Origin of the sequence: Bartonella sp. HY406, assembly GCF_025449315.1 — a bacterium.
In the GTDB taxonomy this organism is placed as follows: domain Bacteria; phylum Pseudomonadota; class Alphaproteobacteria; order Rhizobiales; family Rhizobiaceae; genus HY038.
In genome coordinates this window covers 1,237,845-1,263,725 of record NZ_CP104893.1, presented here as the reverse complement: position 1 = coordinate 1,263,725, position 25,881 = coordinate 1,237,845, and the positions used below count along the sequence as shown (strand labels likewise).

Genomic DNA, 25,881 nt, shown 5'->3' with positions numbered 1-25,881 from the left:
AAAAACTATAAATTATATAGTTAAATACATAATGGGATGACCTTCACGTAAATTAAAGGCCACCCTTAAAAACTTGCAGCTTATTTTCTATCAAAAACAGGGATAGCTTGCCATTGAACAATTGGAGCAGGCGAAGGCAAGGACCATTCTAGTGTCGTTGCCCCCTCACCCCAAGGATTGCTTGCTACGGCTTTTTTACGCCAAAACGCTTCACAAATGCCATATAAAAAAACAACAAGTGAAATAGCGCCTATCATTGCACCTAACGTTATAATCTTATTCCAACCAATATTATTCTCAATCCAAAAAGCAGCACTACCATTAACATATTCAAAACCTTGAAAATGTTGCGGAAGAAAAATCATATTAACCGCAATAAACATAATTGAAAAATGTAGTTTACCGGTAAGTTCGCGTAACTCATAACCCGAAATTTTGGGAAACCAAAAATACCATGCTGCGAAAATTGCAAAGACTGCACCAAGTGACAAAATATAATGGAAATGGCTGACGAATGCAGGATTGCCGTTACTCACGGGGCTGTTTAATGCCAAGTGAATGGCCGAAAAACTACCAATAACAAACATTAAAATAAAACCCAAAGCCCAAAGCATAGGCGTTTTATATTGAATGTGCCCACTTGCAATTGTTGCAAGCCAAGAACCGATTATTACAAAAGCAGGAATAGCTATAATTGGTAAAGCTACAGAAAAATAACCCTTCATATCACCAAGATTGGCTGCAGAAAAAAGATTTTGCGCCCAAATTAGGAAACCGGCAGCACCAATAAAGACCATAGCTGAAACAACATAAGAACGTCCAACAAGTGGGCGATTTGCAAAAGTAGCAACAACCTCACTAATAATGCCGAAGGCAGGTAAAATCAGTACAAAAATTTCTGGATGCGAATAGAACCACAACATAACCTGTAGATTTTTACCATCAACCGCATGCATGCTAAAATTATCAAAACCAAAATGATAAAGTAAAGAACTTAATGCAGCAGTCATAGTCGGCATGCAAATAATCATTAAAAAAGATGAAACCAAAACTGACCAGACAAAAATTGGTAAATATTTAAACCCCATACCAGGGGCGCGCGCCACCAATATAGTTGCGATAAAATTAGCAGCAGTCAATATTGCGGAAAGCGCAGCAAGATGAATCATTGCTATCATTAATAGACATGCAGTCTGCGCAGAAGAAACCCACAATAAGCTACCAACCAACAAAGCCATTGCAGGAAATAATAATAAGAAAGCAAAGCGGTTCAAGCGCGGAAATAGCATATTTTCGCAACCAATCATCATTGGCAGCAGCCAATTAGCAAAACCACCAAATAAAGCTGGTACAACCATGAAAAAAATCATGATAAGGGCATGAGCAGATGAAAAAAGCGTAAACATTTCACGCCCTTTCTCAACAGCTGAGATTCCCTCATAACCATATAATAAGCTAGCTAGACCATGAAAATACTGAATCCCTGGCTCATTGAGCTCCAATCGCATAACAACCGAGAGCAAAACACCGATAATACCAGCAATAATGGCAAAAACCAGATAATTGGTACCGATCTGTTTATGATTACAAGAAAAAATGGTTTTCATAAGACTCTATTTCTCGCATTACCAGCATTTAAGCTGCATATTTCATCATCAAGCTAACCATTATTATCTAAGATCATGACCGCATGAATTTTCAACCAATTGCGGCACAATTTAGAATGTAATTTGGAAAACTTATAAAGTTTTGTCCTTTTACCATATTTAGAATAAGACACAAGATTTTCCGATGTGGCATAATTACACAGTGGCCTTAGAAATATCCGATCTATTAGATATAGAAATGATAAAAAACAAGTAATGCTTGCGACCTAGCAGGACAATAGAACCCAGTTAACCTTTGTTGGAATGTTTTGAACAATTCCACCAATAAGTGACATTCGCAGGCACTTCACGCAAAACAGAATAGAGATCCCTCATATTCCATTGCGGACTTGGCGCATAATAAACGGGGGAAATACCATTGCAGGCAAAAGCCAAACGAGTACGAGGAACATGAAAAAATTGGGTAATAATAAATGCACTTTGGGCTGAACTCTTTTGCATTATCTCCACCATATTTTTTGCTGTGGCTGCAGTATTAATACCTTCAGCGTCTTCGATAATGGCATTGGTTGGAATACCTTGTTCAATAAGATAGTCTTTCATAATTTTTGTCTCAGACAATCCAAACTCATTTTCACCACCGCTGACAACAATTAACGGAAAATATTCTTGTTGATACAGCTTTACAGTCTCATCAAGGCGACCTTTTAGATAAGAAGACAAGGTGCCATCAGCAAAAATTGCAGTACCAAGGACTACGCCTATATCAGCCTTTCCTTTGTGATCACGCAAACCTATTATGACTATTACCAATGACGCAATTAACGGGACTATGAGAAGAATGGATAGAAATACGATTATTTTTTTCATAAAACTCGACACCTTGAAGCACTCAAATAGAATACAATATAAACTCAAACAAATATGGCCTTTATAAAATCAAAAACTAACATTTTTAAGGTTTTATAATGTTTAAAATATAACATTCAGCTAGCTTTGAGTAGACAGATTAAATGATCAAAAAAAAGGCCCAGCAAAGCTGGGCCTTTAATACATTTAAAGAATAAACGGATTAAAAATCACGCTGCAAACGTAAGGCACCGCCAAACGCATCCTTACCCTTCAACTCTGACTTGCTATCATTCCATTTGCGATAATTAACTTCAGGAATAAGCGTTAAACCTGATACGAGTTCATAATTAACGTTAGCAGCACCGTAAAAATTACCAGCTCCCTCATAAGCAAGCTGAAGATTTACTGTTGCCTTTTCAGTAAACCCGTAGGATGCACCTACCCAGCCAACCCATTTACCGCCCCAAGTAGCATAGAAGCTATTAACGGCGCGAACACCGCGAATATTACGATCGGTGATGATTGAATTTTCATCATCAATATCACCAAAATAAGTATCTTTTAAATCCTTATAAGCGGCCATACCCCAAATGTTAAATTTATCAGTAATATTGACGCTAACTTTGGCCTTACCAATCCAAGTTTCATTAACAGAATCATAAGCAGCGGCACCAGTTAATGAGCCCCAAGCCTGCTCATATTTAGCTGCAAGAACAACATGAGGTGTATAATCAGTAATTTGACCATTATAGTCATTATCCTCAGTATTTCCCTGCTCAAGAGAAATTAAAGCTGAGAAACCATTATCAGCTGCATAGGTATAGCTGATAAGATTAGTTCTGTATCCACCGCCAAGCACCACATCATCGTTGATGAAATCGCCATAATAACCAAAGAAAGTATTAATTGCAGATTCATCAAGACCTACACGCAAACCACCAAGATCAATGTAGCCAAAGCGTAAACTACCAGCTTCAACCTGCTCGCCATCGGCCCACTCACCACGCAAACGGATAAAGGTGCGCAAAGTACCTAACTCAGTATCAGTAGCTGTAGAAAAATCAAGTTCTGCACGAGTTGAATAACGCCACTTTTTAGGATCACGGTCATTCAAAGTACGAGTATATACATCTGCGCCACCATAGACAGTACCAAATACCATACCACCAATGCTCATGCAGGTTTCAGTACCGGGGATATAGAAATAACCCTGTCCATAAGTATCACAAACTCGCACATACTCAACTGGCTCTGCTTCTAAAGTTACCGCATCCGCTGCAGACGCATTATATTGTGTAAATCCCAAGCTTGCCCCAGCAGCTAAAAGCGCTAAAAAGAACTTTGAAGTTTTCATGGTTGATCCCTACTTTTAAAAACCGATTATTATGTACACAGACTACAAACTAATACTCTGATTGCCTAGCAACACTGTATTAAATACAAATTTAATACCACAATGTTAATCAAGCCCCACTCTTAAAATTAACCCAATGATCTAGTATTTGCATCAATTTTTCACATTACAGAAATGCTAATCTTGATAAAAATTAATACGGAGTATGCTTGTCATATTTTATTCATATAACTGTCTAGTGAAGTTGTGTAAATATACGCATGTATAGAAATTCATGATATAACAGCATTTAGAAATACTCTATTTTTAATAATTGCATTTTTGCAACACCGCCAACATCACCGACCAACTTAACAACAACATATTAAAAAGCTGCTTTCGTGCGATTTTATTCAAATTCACAACCTCAGACATGCAAAGGTGAATCGTTAAACTAGATAGATTGAGTTAAAGCCAACAACTTTTTAAGGCACTATTGGTAGCAATCAAAATGCCTCAATAGACTTCAATTATTTCGAACATTATTTACTTTTGACTATTTTTTCCTTGGTGGAATAAAAAGACCGATAGCTAAAAAACCGGCAAGAAGTCCACCAATGTGAGCCTGCCAAGCAATAGCACCACCACCCCAACTTGCAGTGACACCATAAAGTAAATTGCTTGCTAACCAAAACCCCATAATTGTGACAATATCGCGTGAACGGATAGCAATACGTATCGGCAGTACATCCCCATAAAGTGATGGATGGAAAAAAGAACGACCGTAACCAAATCGCGCAATAGCACCAAGCATAGCTGATACCACACCCGATGCTCCCACAACTGGAATTGGGCTATCCGTATTTAATACGTAGTAAAAAAGCGCACCTGCCGCGGATGTAAATATCCAAAACACTATAAATCCGCCTACCCCCATGCGCCGTGCAAGCGGCGAGCCAAAAACCACCATAAATAACATATTCATGCCAAGATGGCTCCAGCTTGCATGTAGAAAAGAAGAAGTAACCGGAGTTAATAAAACCTCTAATGTCTGTTCACTACCAAAGACCAATGGAATAAATGCGAAACGAACAATGAAATAATTTTGCTCATTCCAATCCAAAATATAATCCTGCCAGATAAATACTGCGATATTAATGACAACAAATACAACCACTACGGTTGGTATATTCAACCTTGGCTCTCGATTACGAAATGGGTGGATATTATTCGGCTGCATCTTATTCTTTCTAATCGTTAGATTATATTATTATATTGTTGATAGTAACAATCGATCAATTTATATTCAACAAGGTTAAAACTAATTCAATGCCTCATTTGTTGTTTTTCTTAGTTTTCCGACTTTAAAGCTCACTTTTAGATAAAATATAAATTGGCAAGCTGAGATCTAAACATTCTAATCTCAATATCTTTTATTTCTAAGAAAAACCATTTAAAAAAATTCTTAAATTTTGGCTTTCAACCACAAAAAATGCAAAATTAACGATTAGAAATTTAATTATCATTAAATAGTCTTTTTGAAATCTTAAAAAAATATTATAGCAATATACAACAATGATAGAGCTAACGAGCATGTAAACATCAAACTCGTTTTGCCATAAACTGCAACAAAAATAAAGACAGCTATGACAATGAATGAGAATGATGATCTCCCTTCAAGCAAAAGTTCACTTAGATCAGGTTGGACAACCGGAGCCTGTGCTACAGCGGCTACAAAGGCTGCATTAATAGCTCTCATAACTGGTGAATTTCCAGATCCGGTTGGTATTATCCTACCTAAAGGAGAAGTTCCATATTTTCAATTAGCAATGGAAAGTCTTGGCGAAGATTATGCAAGTGCTGGTATAATAAAAGATGCGGGCGATGATCCCGATGTTACTCATGGCGCAATGATTATTTCAACTGTTTTTCCCGCTCCGGAAGGAACGGGTATAATGTTTGTAGCGGGTGATGGGGTCGGCACAGTAACACGCAAAGGTCTACCAATAGAGCCAGGAGAAGCCGCAATTAATCCAGTACCTCGACAAATGATGCGTGATATTGTTGAAGAAATCTGCGGTTCTTATGGACTGCCTGCTGATGTTGTTATTACCATTTCCGTGCCCAATGGTGAGGAAATTGCCAAAAATACATGGAATGGCCGACTTGGTATTGTTGGCGGTATTTCTATTCTTGGTACTACCGGTGTCGTTCATCCGTTTTCTTGTTCAGCATGGATCCATTCTATTCATCGCGGCATTGACGTTTCACGGGCGCAAAATGCACAACACGTATTAGCAGCAACAGGATCAACCTCAGAAGATGCAGCACAAGCGCTTTATAATTTACCCGATTATGCTTTGCTTGACATGGGGGACTTTGCTGGCGCAGTATTGAAATATTTGCGCAATCATCCAATCCCAAAACTTACAATTGCTGGCGGTTTTGCAAAAATGACCAAACTTGCACAAGGTGAAACAGATCTCCACTCTTCACGATCACAGATCAATCGGCAATTTTTATGGCAAATTGTTCGTGACTTGGGCTTAGACAAATCTTTTGAAGCAACTATAATAAATGCCAACACCGCAAAAGAAATACTTGATATTGCACTAGAAAAAAGCATAAATCCAGCACCCTCAATCGCCAAGCTAGCTAAGAGTACTGCACTTAAAGTGCTAAATGGCGCACCTGTCGAGGTGGAAGTAATCATAACCGATCGAAAGGGCGCAATCATTGCAAGATCATAATTTTGATTCCAACATGTTGGAAAAGCCAGTATCGAAGCCTCTATCGGTTCTTATATTAGGAGGAACAACCGAGGCATATCAACTTGCGGAGATATTGGAAAGCCAACCAATCAATATTACAACATCTCTTGCCGGACGTACTAATTCACCACGCATTCCAAAAGGCAATTGGCGCATTGGTGGCTTTGGAGGCGTCGAAGGCTTGATCACCTATCTTTTGAAGGAAAAAACTAACCTTATAATTGATGCCACGCACCCATTTGCCCGTCAAATGACTGATCATGCCTATGAAGCATCAAGAATAACCAAAATACCTCTTTTAAGACTAGAGCGACCACTTTGGAAAAAACAAGACGGCGATACTTGGCATAGCGTCCCCAATATTAGCGAGGCATTGACCGTAATCCCCAAAGGTAAAAACATATTACTAGCTATTGGTCGCCAGCACATTGCACCATTTGCTAATTTTAAAGATTCAAAATTTTGGGCGCGGATGATCGACTATCCAGATAATATTGATGAGCTTACCAATCTTGAATTTATTATAGGCTATCCAACCGATAGCGCTAGCGAAAAAAAACTATTGATCGATAAAAAAATTGACTTGATTATATGCCGTAATTCAGGCGGCAATTCATCTTACGGCAAAGTAAAAGCCGCAAGAGAATTATCAATACCAATCATCATGATTGAGCGTACATCGCTACCAACTACGATCACCGTCCACTCTATCGATGCAGTGCTTGAATATTTAAAACATATTTAACCGTGCATTGACATCACATCTACATATTTTCAAGCCGCATTTTTTCAATTTTTTTGCTTGCAGTTTGCTGCGCACTATCACGGTTATAAACATCATCATAATAATGGATAATATGATTATCCGCATCTGGCCAAGCAGTAAAATAGGTTAGATAAACAGGAACAGTTACATCTAACTTTACCGTTTTTTCATCCTTGCCAAAATAACGCTTCAAACCATCTTTTTCTAGTCCCATGACTGCAGCGGCCATAGCACGAGGATCAGCTAACCGCACGCAACCATGGCTAATTGCACGCATGTCACGTTGAAAAGCAGCTTTTGATGGCGTATCATGAAGATAGATATCATGTTTATTAGGAAACAAAATTTTAAGTTCACCCAATGCATTACTTGTTCCCGGCTTTTGGCGAATATTGACACCATAGCCTTTAGTCGCGACATTCGCCCAATTAACCGAAGAAGCATCTACTTTTTTACCCGATGCATTAAACACTTCGTAGCCATTACGAGAAAGATAGGCTGGATCTTTTAATATGCGTGGCATCATTTCATTCATGACAATAGAACGCGGCACGCCCCAAGTCGGATTAAATGTAACAAGACTTATATTGTCATAGAAAAAATATGTTTGGTGACGTTGCGAACCAACAACAACCTTCATGGCAATAACCTCTTTGCCATTTTCAAAATATTGTGCTTGATAGGCTGGTTGATTAATAAACACATAACGATCCGAAAACTCATGCGGCAACCACCGCAATCTTTCGAGCGAGGCGATAATTTTTTGCTTTTTATCAACGATATTGTCACCTTGCAAAGCCCGAATAGTTGCCGGTCCTATAACGCCATCACTTGCCTTACCCAAAACCTTTTGCAAATCTTTTACGGCAATAACCAATTCCTCACTATAAATCGTATTTTGCAGGTTTTCCTCAAGCACTTGCCTATGGCTTTCCAAATAAGATGGTGGCGCCTTATCAAGAATCAACCTAATAACTTTAACCAATTCATCATTGGCCTTACCTGGCTTTATCACCGTATTATCGGCTATTTCTATCCGAGGGGCACTTTGTTGTGTATTTAAAACCGCAAGTTCGGCTTTAAGACTTTTATACCAAAGCGAGCGTGGTTCGAAACTCGCAAGGACTTGCTCAGGATGAGTATTTTTTACCAATTCTTGCAAAATTGTATCAAGGTCAATTTTGCGTCGCGGCAAATCATGAAATGCAGATAAACGATCTGCGGTTACACGTCCTGCTCCTGCATCCAAACTATAACGCAAAATGCGAGCGGTTAATTTTATATCAAAAACCATAACAGCTTGAGCATCTTCAACATTTCCAGAAATTTCAGGAAAATCAACCAGATATTCATCCGGATTCAGACCATCTTCAGCGGATTTTTTTAAAAACTCTTGAACGGCCTTGCCTTTCTCACTGAGAACATTATTGGCTGACCATATCAATTGGGGGTGAGCCGCATAATATTTTGTTAAGGCTTCACCAACTTGCTTTTCAACTTTAATTAAGGGCAATGTACGGGCAAGTTCTGCAAATTTTGCTTCTTCAACACTAAGCGCACCAATTTCAGATTGCCCCACCTCACTACTATCATTGCTAACTGTACCACCATTAATGGTATTAAATTCCTCGTCCACAAGTTGGGTATCAAGCAATCGATCAATATCGTCAGCACGGCTAGATGACTGGAACTTAACTTTTGAAAAATCTAAATCAATCAATTTATCAGGACGATAATCAAATATTTTGGGAGGTTCTACCACAACACGCTTAATTGGCTGAGGTGTAGGATCAACCGGCGTAACTTGCCTTGGCTGAACTTGCTGCTGCATAAATTGCTGTTGCCGCAAGGCCTGCTCACGCTGTAAACGCTCTTGCTTTTTTTGACCAAAATAATCAAAGATATTAGCACTATTTGCTGATTTTGTAGAAAGGGATGCTAAAAATGCAACACCAACCAAAAGGCAAACCGATTTATAAGATGATTTTTTAGCCATAACAATTCATTAAACCCAAGAAAACTTAAAACCCAAGAAAACTTAAAACTCAAGAAAACTCATTAAACCAAAGCAAAATACGATGCACATTGAGCCGCGCTATATGATTAGCATGCCAGAAGCGCCTTAATAATAGGTTATTCATCATCCAGAAAATAGGCCACCTTGTCAATAAAATAACCAATATTGCCCACGGATAATTACAATAAAATATAAATATAAAAATGACTTTTTTTCTATAACTAAGATTAAAAATTAAATATTTGATACTATTATTTTTTTGATTTATTAACCCGATAAAACCGGTTAAATAGACGACTGAAAACTATATAAACTTAAAAATAAATTAGTGATATTAAAGCTATAACCTCAATTAAAGACTCTAAGAAAAAACCATTTTAACTTACTATAAATTTGAATATACAAAATAAATTAAATTTAGTACATTTTATAAATAACATCACCTTGCTGATAAAAACCCACTTCAGAAATAAGAATATTGGGCAATTATCACTCGTTATCGTAATTAAAACCAAAAAAATGCAGGCAACATCTTGCATCTGCCATTTTATTAGGGCAAACAAATGCCTAAATATTCCGACTGATAGTTAAAACATGGAAATATCTTATGCTAGATCATATGCGCGCAGCAGCCAACACCTTGGTGGCAAAAGCATTACTTGGATTATTATTGTTAAGTTTTGCCTTATGGGGAATCCCACAAGCATTTAATGGACAGGGAAGCGATGCCATTTATCAGTCGGGCAAATCTGAAGCAACTCTTGCAGACTACCAATTCATGGCTCAAAATCAGGCTACACAATATTTCTTTTCGACTAGGCAATATATCTCTCCTGATCAGTTTGCTCAATTAGGCATTGCCAACCAGCTTTTGCAAACTCTTAAAGGCTACGCGTTGATCGATGAAGAAGCAAGGCTAATGAAAACCAACATTGGGCAAGATGGAGCATTACGCGTTCTTGGTTCAGAGCAAATTTTTCATGGTATGAATGGTCAATTCAGCAAAGAAGCGTTTGCCCAATTTATCAATCAAGCAGGTATTTCACAAAAAACCTATTTTGAGCAATTGGCAAAAACTGGCATACGCAACCAAATTATTGAAGCGGTGAGCCAAAATATTGTTATGCCTGATGTCTTTTACTCCGCACTTGTACTTAATAATCGCGAACTACGAAATATAGATTATGTTGCAGTAACACCAAAACTAATTGGTGAGGTGCCAGAGCCCATTCAAGATGTACTTGCTGCTTGGTATGAAACTCAAAAAGCAAATTTTCGCGCTCCTGAATATAGGAAAGCAACATATGTTACTTTAACAGCGCAACATTTTGCTAATCCGACAGCGATCACAGAGGACGAGATCAAGGATTTTTATCAAAAGGAATCCTCTAGGTTTTTATCTCCAGAAACACGTATTATTGATGAATTACGTTTCGATAATCGTCAGCAAGCCGATGCGGCTGCACAAAAATTGCAAAGTGGTATGAGCTTTGATGAATTGGTAAGCTCGCTCAATCTAAGCATCGATGCCATTAGAAAAGGTCCCCTCACCCGTTCCGACTTACCATCATTGGTATCAGCAGAGGTTTTTCCATTGCAAGAAGGTGGTATCTCTCCCGTCATAAATGATTTACAAGGACCTGTAATTGTTCGCGTAATTAAGATTACACCTAGCGCGGTTGCACCACTTGAAGCCGTTGCCGAACAAATCCGTCAACAATTGGCAGACCAAAAAGCTCGTCAAGATTTATCTGCTTTGGTAAAAACCATTGCTGATGAACAGTTTGAAGGTCTTTCTTTAAATGAAATTGCCCAAAAGCATAATTTACCAATAACAAGCGTAATTATTGATGCTGAGGGCAACGATATTGAAGGGAAAGCCGTTGAGAATCTTCCTAACAAGGAGAACCTAATTGGTGGCATTTTTAATGCAACTATAGGTATTGATTCAGATCCACTTATCAGCGATGAAGGTGTCCAATGGTATCAAACAGACGAAATTATAAATAGCCGTGAGCGCACACTTGATGAGGTAAGGCAGTCTGCAATCACCGCTTGGAAAGAACAAGAAATGAACCGTCTTGTTTTGCAAAAAGCAGAAAGCTTCAATGCCGAGCTTGCTAGAGGTAAAAGCCTTGCACAAATTGCCAATGAAAATAACATTCAAGTCGAGAAAGCTGAGGCTTTAAGTCGAACAGGTGCAGGATTAAATCTTAGTAAAGAAGCACTCATTGCTATTTTTAGCGGTCCAACAAACTCAACCGGCATAGCTCCTGGCGAAAATGAACAGACAAAGCTTGTTTTCAAAGTTACAAGCACTACTGAACCGGCAAGTACTAGCCCTGATGCTCTTGATCCAGCCATGAAGCAGCAGCTTAGCTTATCTTTAAAGCAAGATGTGCTATCTCAATATCTTTTTGCAATTGAGAAAGAGCATCCGGTTCAAGCAAATAATTCAATCATCCAGCGTATTCTAAACCCATAGGTGGACAAGAAACATGGCCGATCTAAAGCCTTTTATCAATAAAGTTGCAACGGCTGCGCCGTTAACTCAAGATGAAGCGGAGCAGGCTTTTACAATTATGATGTCGGGCCAAGCCACGCCGTCTCAAATTGGCGCATTCTTAATGGCATTGAGGGTGCGGGGCGAAACTATTGACGAGATCACCGGCGCAGTTAAAGCGATGCGGGCAAAAATGTTACCCGTTAAAGCCCCCGAAAATATTATTGATATTGTTGGGACTGGCGGCGATCAATCTGGCTCTTACAATGTTTCAACAGCAACAGCTTTCGTGGTAGCAGGCGCAGGAATTTCAGTTGGCAAACATGGCAATCGTGCATTATCGTCAAAATCAGGTGCAGCAGATGCCTTGAAAGCATTGGGCATTGATATTGATATTACAGCTGATCAAATTGCTACTTGTATTGCAGAAGTTGGCATTGGCTTCATGTTTGCACCAACACATCATTCCGCTATGCGCCATGTAGGCCCTGCCCGTGTGGAATTAGGAACACGAACTATTTTTAATATTTTAGGCCCCCTTTCAAATCCAGCTGGCGCGACACGCCAATTAATTGGGGTATTTTCACCTTATTGGCTTGAGCCTGTTGCCCGCACGTTACAAGCGTCGGGTTCCAAATCATTATGGGTTGTTCACGGTGATGGGATGGATGAATTAACAACATCTGGTGAAACAGAAGTTGTTGCTATAAAAGATGGTGCTTTTTCTCGCTTTATCGTAACTCCTGAAGAAGTAGGACTGAAAAGAGTTAGCAAAGACGATCTTAAGGGCGGTGACCCTGAATATAATGCTGCTGCTTTAAAACGCGTTTTAGAAGGAGAAAAAGGTGCCTATCGCGATATAGTTCTATTAAATGCAGCTGCAAGCTTTATTATCGCCGACAGGGTAGCCAACTTGTCCGATGGCGTGGAGCTTGCAAAAGAAAGCATTGATACGGGGCAAGCGCTTGGCAAACTTGAACATCTTATTTCTGTTTCTAATCGACAAGAATCTTGATTATGAGTGATATTTTAAAAAAAATTGAAGCCTATAAGCTTGAGGAAATTGCCCAAGCAAAAGCCTGTACTTCACTTGATAATTTAAAGGCAAAAATTATAGATATTGAAGCCCCCCGTGGCTTTATTAATGCATTAAAGGCAAAAAATGCTGCGGGCCTTTTTGGTTTAATTGCTGAAATCAAAAAAGCAAGTCCTTCAAAAGGGCTTATTCGTGAGGATTTCAATCCAACACTTCTCGCTCGAGCCTATGAAGAAGGCGGCGCTGCTTGTCTGTCTGTGCTCACTGATTTTCCATCATTTCAAGGTAGGCCAGAATTTTTAAATCAAGCACGCAATGCAACCCATTTGCCAACATTGCGGAAAGACTTTTTATTTGATACTTATCAAGTATATGAAGCACGGGCTTTGGGCGCAGATTGCATTTTAATCATTCTTGCTGCGATAGATGATGATTGTGCAAAAGCATTAGAAGACACAGCTTTTGAACTGGGGATGGATGTTCTTATTGAAACGCATAATGAAGCGGAAATGGAACGTGCATTAAAACTCAAATCGGAAATGATAGGGATTAATAATCGTAATTTACGTGATTTTTATGTTGATCTCGCAGTGACCGAGCGACTTGCTCCAATGGTGCCTGAAGACAAACTTCTAATTGGTGAAAGTGGTATCTTTACCCATGAAGATTGTTTGAGATTAACCAAAAGCGATGTCAAAAATTTTCTGATCGGTGAAAGCCTTATGCGGCAAGATAATGTTGCATTAGCGACCCGTCAACTACTTGGCATTTAAAGCTTAAAATAAGCGATAGGAATTTAATATGTCAAATAAGCTAACTCATATTGACGAGCATGGCGCTGCCCACATGGTTGATGTTGGCCAAAAGCATGAAACAGAACGAAAGGCCGTTGCCGAAGGTTGTGTTGTCATGGCGAATGAAACACTTATCGCTATTACTGAAGACCGTATTGCTAAGGGTGATGTGCTAGCTGCAGCCCGCATTGCCGGTATTATGGCGGCTAAAAAGACATCTGATCTCATTCCTCTTTGTCATCCACTTATGCTAACAAAGCTAAGTGTTGATTTACTACCAGACACATCTCTTCCAGGCATAAGGGTTAAAGCAACCGCTGCTCTAACAGGCAAAACTGGTGTTGAAATGGAAGCATTGACAGCCGTATCAATAGCCTGCCTTACAATTTATGACATGGCTAAAGCAATTGATAAGTCGATGACGATCACTAATATCGAACTTAGTGAGAAAACTGGCGGCAAATCAGGCAATTGGCTACGTCAGCAAGATTAATTAATTGTTTATTTTGCTAAGGCTTTCCGGTCATTAAATTAGATGTTAGCTTGAATTGTTGTTTTTTAAATAGCCTTTAGATGAAATAGTCGTGTTCTCCAATAAAGTTGTAACTGATTATTTTAATCATATGATGAGATAGGATAGACAATGGCACTTATGACAGTTGATGAAGCCCTTGACAGGTTAACCAACAAGGCAACTCTTTTAGAAAGTGAAACCATTGATATCAGCTTTGCGGGTGGGCGTTTTTTAAGTGAACCACTTATAGCCAAACTTACACAACCGCCGTTTAATTCATCAGCAATGGATGGCTATGCGGTCATGGCTGATAAAGAAATTGCTGCTGGAACAAAATTTAAAATCGTTGGTGAAGCCGCAGCAGGGCACATGTTCCATGGTGAGATTAATGCTGGTGAAGCGATCCGAATTTTTACCGGTGCCCCTGTTCCAGATTCAGTCAACACTGTTATCATTCAAGAAAACATTACAAAACTTGACAATCAAACTATTGAATTAACCCAAAATGCAGCACTTCACGCCAATATTCGTCCTGCGGGTGGCGATTTTGCAAAAGGCGATGTTATTTTACCAATCGGCACCAAACTAACACCGTCAGCAATAGGCCTTGCGGCAGCGAGTGGTTATGACACTTTGTCCGTTATTAGATCACCTCGCATTGCTATTTTATCCACTGGCGATGAATTGGTACCAGCTGGTACAACACCGGGTGAAGGTCAAATTATTGCTTCAAATGGCTATGCCTTGGCACAACTTGTGATGGATAATGGTGGTGAGGTTATTGATCTTGGTATCGTCGCCGATGATCGCGCTGAAATCCATTCCGCGATTATTGCCGCAAAACAACAAAGAGCCGACATACTCATTACAAGTGGTGGGGTTTCGGTTGGTGACTATGACCTTGTGCAAGAAGTCATGAAAAAAGCTGGAATGGAACTCGATTTTTGGAAAATTGCGCTTCGCCCAGGCAAGCCTTTAATGTTTGGCAGTATCAATAATAACGAAAATGAAATGCTCGTTTTAGGGCTACCAGGCAATCCGGTTTCTGCCCTAGTCACAGCAACACTTTTTCTATTGCCGATGATGGACAAAATGCGCGGCAATCAGACCACTCAACACATAATCAATGCCAAATTAACTAAAGAACTTAAAGCAAATGGCCCTCGTCGTCACTATATACGTGCTACAATGAAAAGCGATGAACACGGTATTTTGCATGTGACGCCAGCGGCATCTGCAGATTCATCGCTTATGAAGATTATGGCACAATCAAATTGTCTTATTGTTAATGAAATTGATGCTCCTGCTTTAAAAATCGGCGATACAGTCAAAATACTTATTCTTTAATATTGTCAAAAGCTTTGCCCCTAAACACACATTTTATAATATGGATGTTAAATAATGTGTGTTTGCAAAGTTTTACTTCTATGCTTAATAAAAACATTACTTTTGCTTTATATTTATGTCTGCAGCAATACCATTTGAATTGTTGTCGAAAGATAAAAAGCTAAACTGCAATTCCAATGCATGCGGGTTAATTTCATGAAAAAAGTTTTTAATGTAATAATACAGGCATTTTTAGTAATAACTTTTCTTAACATAACATTAAGTTACGCACAAAGCTTAGACAAGCAATCAACGGCCACTGCATCAAACCTGCCTTTCAATAAAGAGGCTTTTTTAGATCGTTTTAAAAAAAGTTTTGACCGCAAAACTATCGTAACCGTTGCAAGTATAGCAGTAGACAAGCAAAATATAACCCTAAAAGATGTTATTATTAGCGGTGATGTTTTAACACCTGACACAAGATTTAAAACTATAACATTTACAAATGTAAGAGCTATTCCCCATGGCGGATTTTTAATTTCCAATGTAATCATCGATAAAGTATTTTATCGATACGAAAAAAGTACGTTAATCGCCGATACAATATTGCTTAATGGCGCAGCCCTACCGCCTAATGAAGGGATATATAACCAAAATATTGGCTTTAGCTATGACAGAGGAACCTTTAAATCGGTTCAATTGCTCGATGATAAGAATAACCCGCTCGGATCGCTTCAAAATGGTGAAATTAGACTAACGCGCTCGATACGCGACAATCCAGTAAAGTTTAAAATTAAAATTGCCAACATTAATGTTGAAGTCAAGAATTTTCCAGTTGGTACATCGCGAACAGATCTTATTAATATGGGATACAGCCGCGCCAATGGTAGTCTTATCCTGAATGGTGCATATGGTGGCAAAAATGCCTTATTACAGCTCGATCAACTCAATCTAACCCTCAATAAGGGTGGAAAGCTAGATGCACAATTAAAGATGGATGGCATAACCATAGACTCGCTTCTCACTGTACTAACCCTACAGCGTGAAAATGATCATGGAAAAATTGATAAGTCGCGCATGGCGCTAGGTATGCTGGGGCAAGTTCAAAGATATAATTTCTATAACGGATCATTTGTTTTTAAAGATTATGGTTTAACCAATAAAATAATCAATGCACAAGCAAAACGAGAAAATAAAACACCTGTTCAATTAAAAGAAGAATGGGCAAATGGTCTGCCTGGATGGCTATCGTTTGCCAAAAAAACAAGTTTTTTTGAACAAGCTAAAAATCAAATAATTATTTTTATAAATAACCCTAAAACATTGCAATTTGAGTTAAAACCCATGGGGCGTACATCACTGGTGATGTTAGCACTTGCCGGAAAAATCAATCCCGAAAGCCTAATTAAGCAATTGAAACCATCAATTCACGCCAATTAAACACCCAAATGCTTAAACTTAAAAGGCAATCTTATTCATTAAAAATACCAAACAAACAGATTATTGATTCTGTCTTATCCATATTATAGCAAGCAAAAACAATATCTGCATGAAAACATCAAAGAGATATGGCTTCAATCACTAATCTATTTACACCCTCACCAAAAAGAACATCAATAGAACAAAAATTAAAAATACAATATTTTCAATATCTGAATCCCCTTGCAAAAAAAGAACAAATCATGTACAAATGATTCATGTGAATAATCAATCCAGGGTTTAAAAATCCTGAAAAGGTGGTGTAAGATGTCTCAGAAAACGTTACGACTTGTTGAGGATAATACCGTGGATAAAACAAAAGCATTAGATGCTGCCCTGTCCCAAATTGAGCGCGCATTTGGCAAAGGCTCGATCATGCGTCTTGGGCAAAATGATACAGTTGTAGAAATTGAAACCATTCCCACTGGCTCTTTATCCCTTGATATTGCTCTGGGTGTAGGTGGCTTGCCTAAGGGGCGTATTGTTGAAATTTATGGACCAGAAAGTTCTGGTAAAACCACCATGGCATTGCACACCATAGCCGAAGCCCAAAAGCTAGGCGGCATTTGCGCATTTGTTGATGCAGAACACGCGCTTGATCCAGTTTATGCTCGCAAGCTTGGTGTTGACCTTGAAAATCTTTTGATTTCTCAACCAGACACTGGCGAGCAGGCATTAGAAATTACCGATACTTTGGTGCGCTCTGGTGCTGTTGATGTATTGGTTGTTGATTCTGTTGCCGCTCTAACACCAAAAGCTGAAATAGAAGGCGAAATGGGTGACAGCCTCCCTGGCTTGCAAGCTCGTTTAATGAGCCAGGCATTACGTAAGTTAACCGCTTCAATTTCACGCTCAAATTGTATGGTTATCTTTATCAATCAGATCCGCCATAAGATTGGCGTTATGTTTGGTTCACCTGAAACAACTACAGGGGGTAATGCACTAAAGTTTTATGCATCTGTTCGTTTGGATATTCGTCGTATTGGCGCTTTAAAAGATCGTGATGAAGTTGTGGGCAATCAAACCCGTGTTAAAGTGGTTAAAAACAAATTAGCTCCCCCATTCAAACAAGTTGAGTTTGATATTCTTTACGGTGAAGGTATCTCAAAAGTTGGTGAACTTGTTGATCTTGGCGTCAAAGCTGGTATTGTTGAAAAATCAGGTGCATGGTTTTCCTATAATTCTCAGCGTCTTGGTCAAGGTCGCGAAAATGCTAAGCAATTTTTGCGGGAACACCCAGAAGCAGCTCATGAAATTGAAGCCGCATTACGACAAAATGCAGGACTTATCGCCGAAAAATTCTTAGAAAATACTGGTCCTGAAGCAGATGATGAAAGTGCAGCCGGATAGTATTTAATTGATGTATGATATTAAAGGGAGTTAGTCAGTTCGGCTATCTCCCTTTTTGTTTTTGATTAAAGCTAATTTTTACTCATGTTAGACCTTATGAATATTATGATTCTATGTTTATGTGGCTGTGTTTCGTTTTTTTTACGCTAAAAGCAAGATGCGTCTAACACTAATGTCGCATATTTCAGAAAATTTACCCTTGGCAGTTTTAACTAGATTTTTGCATGAGTAACGGAAGAATGGTTATAATATCTTCATTCACATTTTTCAGTGCAAATAGAACGCCTTTTTGGGAATATCTTTTAATTTGTTAAGCATGAATTTGGCGAATTCTTTAATGCCATTAATAAAGACTTGTCTTCATGCCAATTCATATTTCAAATGGTCAATACAAAAATGTCGCCGATTAGAGTCAGCCTAGCTATTATAGGCGTAAATTTATCTGAATTGGCTATAGAGGTATGATCTACTCGGCTGCCTTTGATCGCTTTTAACGCGGTTTTTGAACAGTTTGACACAATTCTTTTAAATCTATCCATATAATTTAAAGATGCTAAATAAGAGCTTCACAAGCTAGCTTTTAAAAACACGATGATTAAGGTAAGATATTGGCATTGCGGTGCTATACTGTTCATCTTGCAATTTGGCACTTAACTAAATCAAAGATTAGAAAGTATTATCTTAAATTTTTTACTCTGAAATAATACAATCCATATAAAATTCATTTTGCACATAGTATCATAAGCTTTTGAGGAACCTGCATAGTCAGCTACGCAAACTCTTTTTTTAAATTGATGTAAAAGGACGTTTGCCCTTTTACACATATTTTTGTCAATCTGGTAAAATTTAGCGGTAAACCTCATCTTCGCTAGGGAAGGCACGATTTTTAACATCTTCAGCATATTGGGCAAAAGCCCTGTCCATCGCATGTTCAAAATTTGCATATTGGCGCACGAATTTAGCTTTATGATTGCTCATACCGAGCATATCTTCCATAACTAATACTTGACCATCGCAGGCATTAGATGCGCCAATACCAATTGTTGGAATTGCAACCATTTGGGTTATTTTTTTAGCTAACGGCTCAACCACACCCTCAATAACTACCGCAAAAGCCCCAGCTTCTTCAATGGCCTTTGCATCTTTTTCAATTTCTTGCCAGCTTTCTTCGTTACGCCCTTGCGTCTTAAAGCCGCCAAAGGTGTTAAAAGATTGCGGAGTTAATCCAATATGCCCCATGACAGGAATGCCCCGCTCGGTTAAAAATTTCACGGTTGCAGCCTGTTTCATGCCTCCTTCAAGCTTAACCCCGCCGCAACCAGTTTCTTGCATAATACGCGCCGCATTGCGAAAGGCTTGTTCAGGCGATTCTTCATAAGAGCCGAATGGCATATCAATAATAACCATAGCCCTTTGCGTACCACGCATGACAGCTTGGCCATGAGTGATCATCATCTCAAGTGTAACGGGAATTGTTGAAGATAAACCATGAACAACCATTCCGACACTATCGCCAACCAGCAGGAAATCACAATATTGATCAGCAATCTGTGCCATAAAAACATGATAGGCCGTCAAGGACACAATCGGTGTCTGCCCCTTTTGTGCTTGAATTTGTGGGGCGGTTTTGCGGCGAATAGTGATGGGTTTGCTCATAATGGAGCCCTTTATGCAATAATGACTTAAAATGCGAACTGATATTTATGCCAAACCATATTTTGATCTAATAAGCAAATCAGCCGCGGTAAAAATACGGAGCATTTAGATGGCGGACGTTGCAATTTTAATCACCTCAATTGATATAATTGTAAGTATTAAGAGGGTTTCATAGCCACACAATCACTTTTCAAACAAAAAAATAGTTAATAGAGAGTAAAATGTTTATTTTCTGCTTTTTTATATTGTAAAAATATGAATTTATAAGTGCACTTATAACAATGCACGATAATGATTTTATAAACAGCATTATAAGCATGAACGAATTAACTTAGAAAGAAATGTATTATGGCGTTACAAGGAATGGGCATCGCCCTTATTATCTTAGCTGCCCTTATCATTCTTACCTTATTTAAAGGTATTAAAACGGTACCGCAGGGCTATAATTATACGGTCGAGCGCTTTGGTCGTTACACACGAACAATGGCACCAGGCCTTAACCTCATCGTCCCATTCATCGACAGCGTCGGGGCGAAAATTTCGATCATGGAACAGGTTCTTGATATCCCAACCCAAGAAGTTATCACCAAAGACAATGCATCTGTGTCAGTTGATGCTATTGCCTTTTATCAAGTGCTTAACGCTGCACAAGCTGCCTATCAGGTATCTGATCTCGAATACGCAATCATCAATCTAACCATGACCAATATTCGTACTGTTGTTGGTTCTATGGATCTTGATGAACTCTTGTCTAACCGTAACATCATCAATGACCGCCTATTGCAAGTGGTTGATGTTGCCGCTCATCCATGGGGCCTAAAAATGACCCGTGTGGAAATCAAGGATATCCAACCGCCACGCGATTTGACCGAAGCGATGAATCGCCAAATGAAGGCAGAACGCGATAAGCGTGCACAAGTACTTGAAGCTGAAGGTGACAGAAACGCAAATATCCTGCGCGCAGAAGGCTTGAAGCAAGCGCAAATTTTGGAAGCTGAAGGTAAAAGAGAAGCTGCCTACCGTGAAGCTGAAGCGCGTGAGCGTTTGGCTGAAGCGGAAGCAAAGGCAACCGAGGCAGTCTCTAGGGCAATTGCCGAAGGCGATGTGCAGGCTATCAATTATTTCGTAGCACAAAAATATACCGAAGCTTTAGGCAAAATCGGTTCAGCCAATAATAATAAGATTGTGTTAATGCCATTTGAAGCATCATCGCTCATTGGCTCTCTTGGAGGCATTGGTGCCATCGCCAAGGAAGTATTTGGCGGCGATTCAAAGCCATCAACCAAGCCAGTGCAGAGACGCACCGGTTTTGACAACGAATAAACATTAAATAGTTGTTTATGATTATACTCTGTTGATTTTTTATTTTACAATTTGCAGAGTATATAGCTTTACCAATCAAGGTATTTAACATACGGTTTTTACAAAAATCAGATGTAGTTACAAAGACTAAGGTGAGATATTATATAACCATATTTTCACCTTATTCGCTTTTAAATTGTAAGATATTTTTAAAATATTTCACTGAGTATAAAATTTAACATTTATATTAGCTTTAACGCCGATATATATAATTAATTTTGTACTGATATTGCAATTTTTCTTAACACCGCCAATTTAAGATAAAAAGCAATTTACAACGTTATTTTATTTCATCGCCTTTTAGAGGTCTTAAAATATGCAAATGGATAGGCTGAATGTTAGATTTTTTTGAAATACTTGGTTATTGGTGCTGGCTTATTGCAGGCTTTATATTGCTAGTCTTAGAGCTGTTTGTCGCCGGTGTCTATCTTATGTGGTTTGGCTTAGCAGCCATTGCAACAGCAATTGTTGTTTGGTTGTTAGAAGGTCATTTTCCAATTTTTGCAATGTGGCAAACACAGCTTTTTATATTCATTATTTTTTCAGTCATCACCGTATTAATCGGTGTCAAGCTTAACCAAAAAAGCAAAATGACTGATGCACCATTTTTAAATAATCGCACTGAAGAATTAATTGGCTACGTCTCCACCCTTGAAGAACCAATCATCAATGGCAAAGGCCGTTTAAGAATCGGCGATTCATTATGGAATATTATCGGGCCCGATTTGCCTGAAGGCACCACTGTACGGATAAAATCTTATCAAAATGGATTTTTTGAAGTTGAAAGCATCAACTAAACTAAGAGTTGCAATTTAAAACAAACCCCATAACAAAAGTTACGGGGTTTTTAGTTTATAGCGATGAAAAGATAAAACTGCTTTTTTAAATATTTTAGGGGAGCTACCCCTAAGCTGTAATTTATGTTTCTCCTATTTCACCCACCCAGATAATTCTTGACGCACGAGTGTTTCAATAATTTTTATACCCAAATCACTCGCATTGAGACATGGAATGTGTGAAAAATTAACCCCGCCATTTTCATGAAAGCTTTCGGCTGCTTCATGGCCAATTTCATCAACGGTTTCAAGACAATCAGACACAAAGCCTGGATTAAACACCGCAATGGATTTTATCCCCTTTGTGGGCAATTCATCAATTGTTTTATCACTATAGGGCTGCAACCATTCTTCAGGACCAAAACGCGATTGAAAGGTCATTAGCAGCTTATCTTCCCCTAAGCCCATTCTTTGCCGTAAAGCATTGGTGGTTTTTGCGCAATCTTGCGGATAAATATCACCGCGTTTTGCGTAACTTTGTGGAATACCATGATAGGAAGCGACCAGAACATCTGGCGTAAAATCGAGTGTTGCCAAATGATTATCAATAGATTGTGCCAAAGCATCTATATAAACAGGATGATCGGGATAAGACGGCACTGTACGAATAGCTGGCTGCACCCGATGGGTTTTTAAAGCGTCAAAAAACGCATCATTCACCGTTGCCGTGGTTGTTGCTGAATATTGCGGATAAAGCGGAAATAATACAATCTTATCGCAGCCTTGCTGTAATAATCTGCTCGTTACCTGGTCGATCGATGGTTGTCCGTAACGCATCGCCCAATCGACGACTATGGTGTCATCATTGTTAAGATCTTGTAATTGCGCTGCCAGTCTTTCTGCTTGCAAGCGCGTATAATGGCGTAATGGCGATTCATTGGTTTCCTTAAACCAAACACGATCATAAGCTGCGCCAGATTTTTTAGGGCGAACGCTTAAAACAATGGCTTGTAAGATCGGCTGCCAAACGAAACTTGGCCATTCAATAACACGTTTATCTGATAAAAATTGCGATAGATATTTACGCATATTCCAATAGTCTGTTCCATTTGGTGTCCCAAGATTAACAAGAAGGACACCAATTTTTGACTTACGCGCTGGCTGCATAATATTGAAACTTTCATTATTTTATAAAACTAGTGAATATTACATTTCTTTAAATAGGTAATTTTTATCAAGTTTTAAGAGATATCTGAAAATTTGTCAAAATTATAAAAGCCTTACATTTAGACACTCCAATGCCTAGCTCAATAGGATAATACGGATAAAATAAAATGCAATTTGATACGATCTAAGATGGCTTATTGCCTTGTTAAAGTAAAGTGAGAACCAGACTCGGTCGTGCATAACAATCTACTATAGCCTGATAAAGCGCAGTTTACGCGTGACACCGTACCCCGTACCAACGACCTCATCTCAAGAGAAACCATCTCCGGAGACGTCATTGCATAATTGCCTTCTGATAATTTTTCTTGTGTATCAATCGATCGTGTTTCAAAAATCCCATTACGGAAAGAAGAAAAAGCAACACCTTCTGAATCAATCCATTGTCCTTCAATGCCACGACTAACCTGCGGCTGTACAACAGGGTTTATTGGCCCATTCATATCTGGTGCTATACAACCACTGAGCGCAAAACCAACTATTGCAGTAGAGACAAGGGATATTAAAAACTTCATTTTTTACTCCAAACCCATTTGGGCAATTATAATGGATAAAACAACTATTCCCAATATTGGGCTAAAATAATGGATTGCATTCTTTCATAGGAACATTCTAAACAATGTTTCAACTTTTTGGTGCAACTTTTGTCATAATTTTTTAGAGCGTTTATTTTACTGTTTATCATCGTTATAAAAGTAACAATAGATTATTAAATAATTCTGTTTTTTTTCAAAGCAATGGAAACTTTAAATATTTCGTTAAAAAAGTGCCAACTGTTGCATTTATTCATCAATAGGAAAGAATATGCGTGTCCGATCATAGATTTAAATATTTTAGTTAAACAAAATATATAATCAAGCTATATAATTTTGATAAATTTCATCCATTTGAGGACCATCCCTGTCCTCCACTTAAAATTGACGCTTCCAAAACTATGTTATCGGCAGCAGATAATGGATAACCACGTTCTCATGTGATGAACAAGAAGTGTTTAAGATATGCAATCGCCTCAGTTACGAAATACGTAGTTTAAAATATAAAGAATTGATATGGCTTCACATGCAACTAATTTATCTACAAACCGTTATACTGGTAACTAGGAGTATTAAATATAATGGTTAGTACAATTTTAGTTGCCATGGAAGACTTAGGTCGTAGGCAACGTATTTCCAAGTTGCTGATTAATCAGGGGTACCGCATAATCGAAGCGAGTAGTGGCTATCATACGTTAGACCTACTTCGAAGACGACCCAATATTATCTTAGCACTGTTAGATTTGCAGATGTCCGATATTAATGGATTAGATTTCATTGATACATTAAGGACGGCTGGGATCCGCTCACCGATCGTTATTGTGTCCTACAAGGATGAAAGTAGAGATTTAGCTCGTGCGATCGAGTCTGGTGCAAATGATTTTATCATTGATCCGTTTTCAGATATACGCCTTATGGTGACGATAAAAAATACTATGCAACGTGCTGCTATAGAGCGCGAGATTAAAAGCATGCACAGATGCTTTGAAGGCAATCTGCACTTTTCGGATCTGGTGGTGAACAGCCTTGCTATGCAGACCACAGTCATGGTGGCAAAAGACATTGTCGAACACGAACACAATGTCATAATAACCGGAGAACAAGGGACGGGCAGAAATAGTATTGCAACTATAATGCATAGGGAAAGCGGGCATGAAAGTGCAACTTTGCGTAATATTCAATGCCGCTACTCTTTAAATCATGAAGAATATGCAGAGGATTGGAAACGTAACGTTGAAAGAGCACTCGATAATTTTTCAAACGGGACACTACTTTTTCTCAACATTGAAAGCCTTACACAAAAGGCGCAAGATTTTCTTTATGATCGGTTAATTAAACTCGGCGTCGACAATAATCACCATATACGATTGATTGCGACGACGACCCCTGAAATAAATGAAATATTAGCAGAGGGGCAATTTCACAAAAAACTTTATAAACTATTCGCGCAAAGGCAATTATCCATACCTCCACTTAGAAATCGGCGAGAAGATATAACCGATATTGCAAAAAACCTTTTAATTCATATTATAACAGAGACAGGCTATTCGCATGTTTCTGGGCTATCAAGTTCGGCTATTAATTTTCTATCGCAATATGATTGGCCTGATAATATTCTCGAGTTAGATAGGATATTGTTTCGCGCCGTACTACTAAGCTCTGGGCCCCTTTTATCCATTGCTGATTTCCCGCAACTTGTGAAAGGCGAAGTTTCAGAACCCGAAACCAAAGAGCAAACCAAAAGCTCCGGTTCTGATGATTTTTTCTTTGATAAAACTGGTCATATTTGCTCTCTCGATGCACTTGAACGCATAGTAATAAAAACCGCTATGACACGCTATCAAGGACGTATTAGCGAAGTAGCACGCCGTTTAAAAATTGGTAGATCTACTCTCTATCGAAAGTTAGTAGAGCTAGAGATTGATACCGAAAAGAGTTATATGTAGAATTAATACTACCCATTTTAGATGCCTTGCCGCTAA

At 38.7% G+C, this 25,881-nt stretch carries 20 protein-coding genes; 12 read left to right on the top strand and 8 right to left on the bottom strand.

Annotated features, from left to right (window positions below; translation table 11 throughout):
- Positions 1–80: 80 nt before the first annotated feature.
- The 4 genes from N6B01_RS05285 to N6B01_RS05270 all read right to left on the bottom strand — a co-directional run bounded on the left by N6B01_RS05285 (position 81) and on the right by N6B01_RS05270 (position 5,032).
- Positions 81–1,607, bottom strand: a complete 1,527-nt coding sequence (locus tag N6B01_RS05285; RefSeq protein WP_262080244.1) for a cbb3-type cytochrome c oxidase subunit I — start codon at positions 1,605–1,607, stop codon at positions 81–83.
- Between the two features lie 288 nt (positions 1,608–1,895).
- Complete coding sequence (locus tag N6B01_RS05280) at positions 1,896–2,477, bottom strand: YdcF family protein (protein WP_262080243.1); 582 nt, start codon at positions 2,475–2,477, stop codon at positions 1,896–1,898.
- Between the two features lie 202 nt (positions 2,478–2,679).
- Positions 2,680–3,813, bottom strand: a complete 1,134-nt coding sequence (locus N6B01_RS05275; RefSeq protein WP_262080241.1) for a porin — start codon at positions 3,811–3,813, stop codon at positions 2,680–2,682.
- A gap of 535 nt (positions 3,814–4,348) precedes the next feature.
- Positions 4,349–5,032 (bottom strand): rhomboid family intramembrane serine protease, encoded by a 684-nt coding sequence (locus N6B01_RS05270; RefSeq protein WP_262080240.1) that lies wholly within the window; start codon positions 5,030–5,032, stop codon positions 4,349–4,351.
- Between the two features lie 406 nt (positions 5,033–5,438).
- On the opposite strand from N6B01_RS05270, the gene N6B01_RS05265 reads away from it, so the two are divergent.
- Both N6B01_RS05265 and N6B01_RS05260 read left to right on the top strand, forming a co-directional pair.
- Positions 5,439–6,542 carry a cobalt-precorrin-5B (C(1))-methyltransferase gene (locus tag N6B01_RS05265; RefSeq protein ID WP_410007236.1) on the top strand — a complete coding sequence of 368 codons (1,104 nt, stop codon included), beginning with the start codon at positions 5,439–5,441 and terminating at the stop codon, positions 6,540–6,542.
- The gene (locus N6B01_RS05260; RefSeq protein WP_262080237.1) at positions 6,529–7,308 is read left to right on the top strand and encodes a cobalt-precorrin-6A reductase; all 780 of its coding nucleotides are present in this window, start codon (positions 6,529–6,531) and stop codon (positions 7,306–7,308) included. Before N6B01_RS05265 ends, N6B01_RS05260 begins: the two co-directional genes overlap by 14 nt.
- Positions 7,309–7,327: 19 nt before the next feature.
- On the opposite strand, the gene N6B01_RS05255 is transcribed toward N6B01_RS05260, so the two are convergent.
- The gene (locus tag N6B01_RS05255; RefSeq protein ID WP_262080235.1) at positions 7,328–9,325 is read right to left on the bottom strand and encodes a L,D-transpeptidase family protein; all 1,998 of its coding nucleotides are present in this window, start codon (positions 9,323–9,325) and stop codon (positions 7,328–7,330) included.
- Between the two features lie 628 nt (positions 9,326–9,953).
- On the opposite strand from N6B01_RS05255, the gene N6B01_RS05250 reads away from it, so the two are divergent.
- The 7 genes from N6B01_RS05250 to recA all read left to right on the top strand — a co-directional run bounded on the left by N6B01_RS05250 (position 9,954) and on the right by recA (position 18,348).
- The gene (locus tag N6B01_RS05250) at positions 9,954–11,831 is read left to right on the top strand and encodes a peptidyl-prolyl cis-trans isomerase (RefSeq protein WP_262080233.1); all 1,878 of its coding nucleotides are present in this window, start codon (positions 9,954–9,956) and stop codon (positions 11,829–11,831) included.
- A gap of 13 nt (positions 11,832–11,844) precedes the next feature.
- Complete coding sequence (gene trpD, locus N6B01_RS05245) at positions 11,845–12,864, top strand: anthranilate phosphoribosyltransferase (protein ID WP_262080231.1); 1,020 nt, start codon at positions 11,845–11,847, stop codon at positions 12,862–12,864.
- Positions 12,864–13,658, top strand: a complete 795-nt coding sequence (trpC, locus tag N6B01_RS05240) for an indole-3-glycerol phosphate synthase TrpC (protein ID WP_262080583.1) — start codon at positions 12,864–12,866, stop codon at positions 13,656–13,658. Before trpD ends, trpC begins: the two co-directional genes overlap by 1 nt.
- A 28-nt stretch (positions 13,659–13,686) precedes the next feature.
- Positions 13,687–14,172 (top strand): cyclic pyranopterin monophosphate synthase MoaC, encoded by a 486-nt coding sequence (moaC, locus tag N6B01_RS05235; protein WP_262080230.1) that lies wholly within the window; start codon positions 13,687–13,689, stop codon positions 14,170–14,172.
- Between the two features lie 150 nt (positions 14,173–14,322).
- Positions 14,323–15,540 carry a molybdopterin molybdotransferase MoeA gene (gene glp, locus N6B01_RS05230; protein WP_262080229.1) on the top strand — a complete coding sequence of 406 codons (1,218 nt, stop codon included), beginning with the start codon at positions 14,323–14,325 and terminating at the stop codon, positions 15,538–15,540.
- Positions 15,541–15,735: 195 nt separating this feature from the next.
- On the top strand, positions 15,736–16,959 hold the full coding sequence (locus N6B01_RS05225) for an aq_1923 C-terminal domain (protein WP_262080228.1): 1,224 nt from the start codon (positions 15,736–15,738) through the stop codon (positions 16,957–16,959).
- Positions 16,960–17,265: 306 nt separating this feature from the next.
- Entirely contained in the window at positions 17,266–18,348 is a 1,083-nt protein-coding gene (recA, locus tag N6B01_RS05220; protein ID WP_182419243.1) for a recombinase RecA, read from the top strand.
- Positions 18,349–19,194: 846 nt separating this feature from the next.
- Here the strand turns inward: recA and panB are convergent.
- Complete coding sequence (panB, locus tag N6B01_RS05215; RefSeq protein WP_262080227.1) at positions 19,195–20,004, bottom strand: 3-methyl-2-oxobutanoate hydroxymethyltransferase; 810 nt, start codon at positions 20,002–20,004, stop codon at positions 19,195–19,197.
- 348 nt (positions 20,005–20,352) lie between these two features.
- On the opposite strand from panB, the gene N6B01_RS05210 reads away from it, so the two are divergent.
- Both N6B01_RS05210 and N6B01_RS05205 read left to right on the top strand, forming a co-directional pair.
- Positions 20,353–21,327, top strand: a complete 975-nt coding sequence (locus N6B01_RS05210) for an SPFH domain-containing protein (protein ID WP_262080226.1) — start codon at positions 20,353–20,355, stop codon at positions 21,325–21,327.
- A gap of 374 nt (positions 21,328–21,701) precedes the next feature.
- A complete protein-coding gene (locus N6B01_RS05205; RefSeq protein ID WP_262080225.1) occupies positions 21,702–22,163 on the top strand; it encodes an NfeD family protein in 462 nt (153 codons plus the stop codon).
- A gap of 132 nt (positions 22,164–22,295) precedes the next feature.
- Here the strand turns inward: N6B01_RS05205 and hemH are convergent, their stop codons facing one another.
- Both hemH and N6B01_RS05195 read right to left on the bottom strand, forming a co-directional pair.
- A complete protein-coding gene (hemH, locus tag N6B01_RS05200) occupies positions 22,296–23,309 on the bottom strand; it encodes a ferrochelatase (RefSeq protein ID WP_262080224.1) in 1,014 nt (337 codons plus the stop codon).
- A 194-nt stretch (positions 23,310–23,503) separates the two neighbouring features.
- Positions 23,504–23,881 carry an outer membrane lipoprotein Omp10 gene (locus tag N6B01_RS05195; protein ID WP_182419238.1) on the bottom strand — a complete coding sequence of 126 codons (378 nt, stop codon included), beginning with the start codon at positions 23,879–23,881 and terminating at the stop codon, positions 23,504–23,506.
- A 599-nt stretch (positions 23,882–24,480) separates the two neighbouring features.
- Here N6B01_RS05195 and N6B01_RS05190 point away from each other — a divergent pair.
- On the top strand, positions 24,481–25,845 hold the full coding sequence (locus N6B01_RS05190) for a sigma-54-dependent transcriptional regulator (RefSeq protein ID WP_262080223.1): 1,365 nt from the start codon (positions 24,481–24,483) through the stop codon (positions 25,843–25,845).
- The last annotated feature ends 36 nt before the right edge of the window (positions 25,846–25,881 follow it).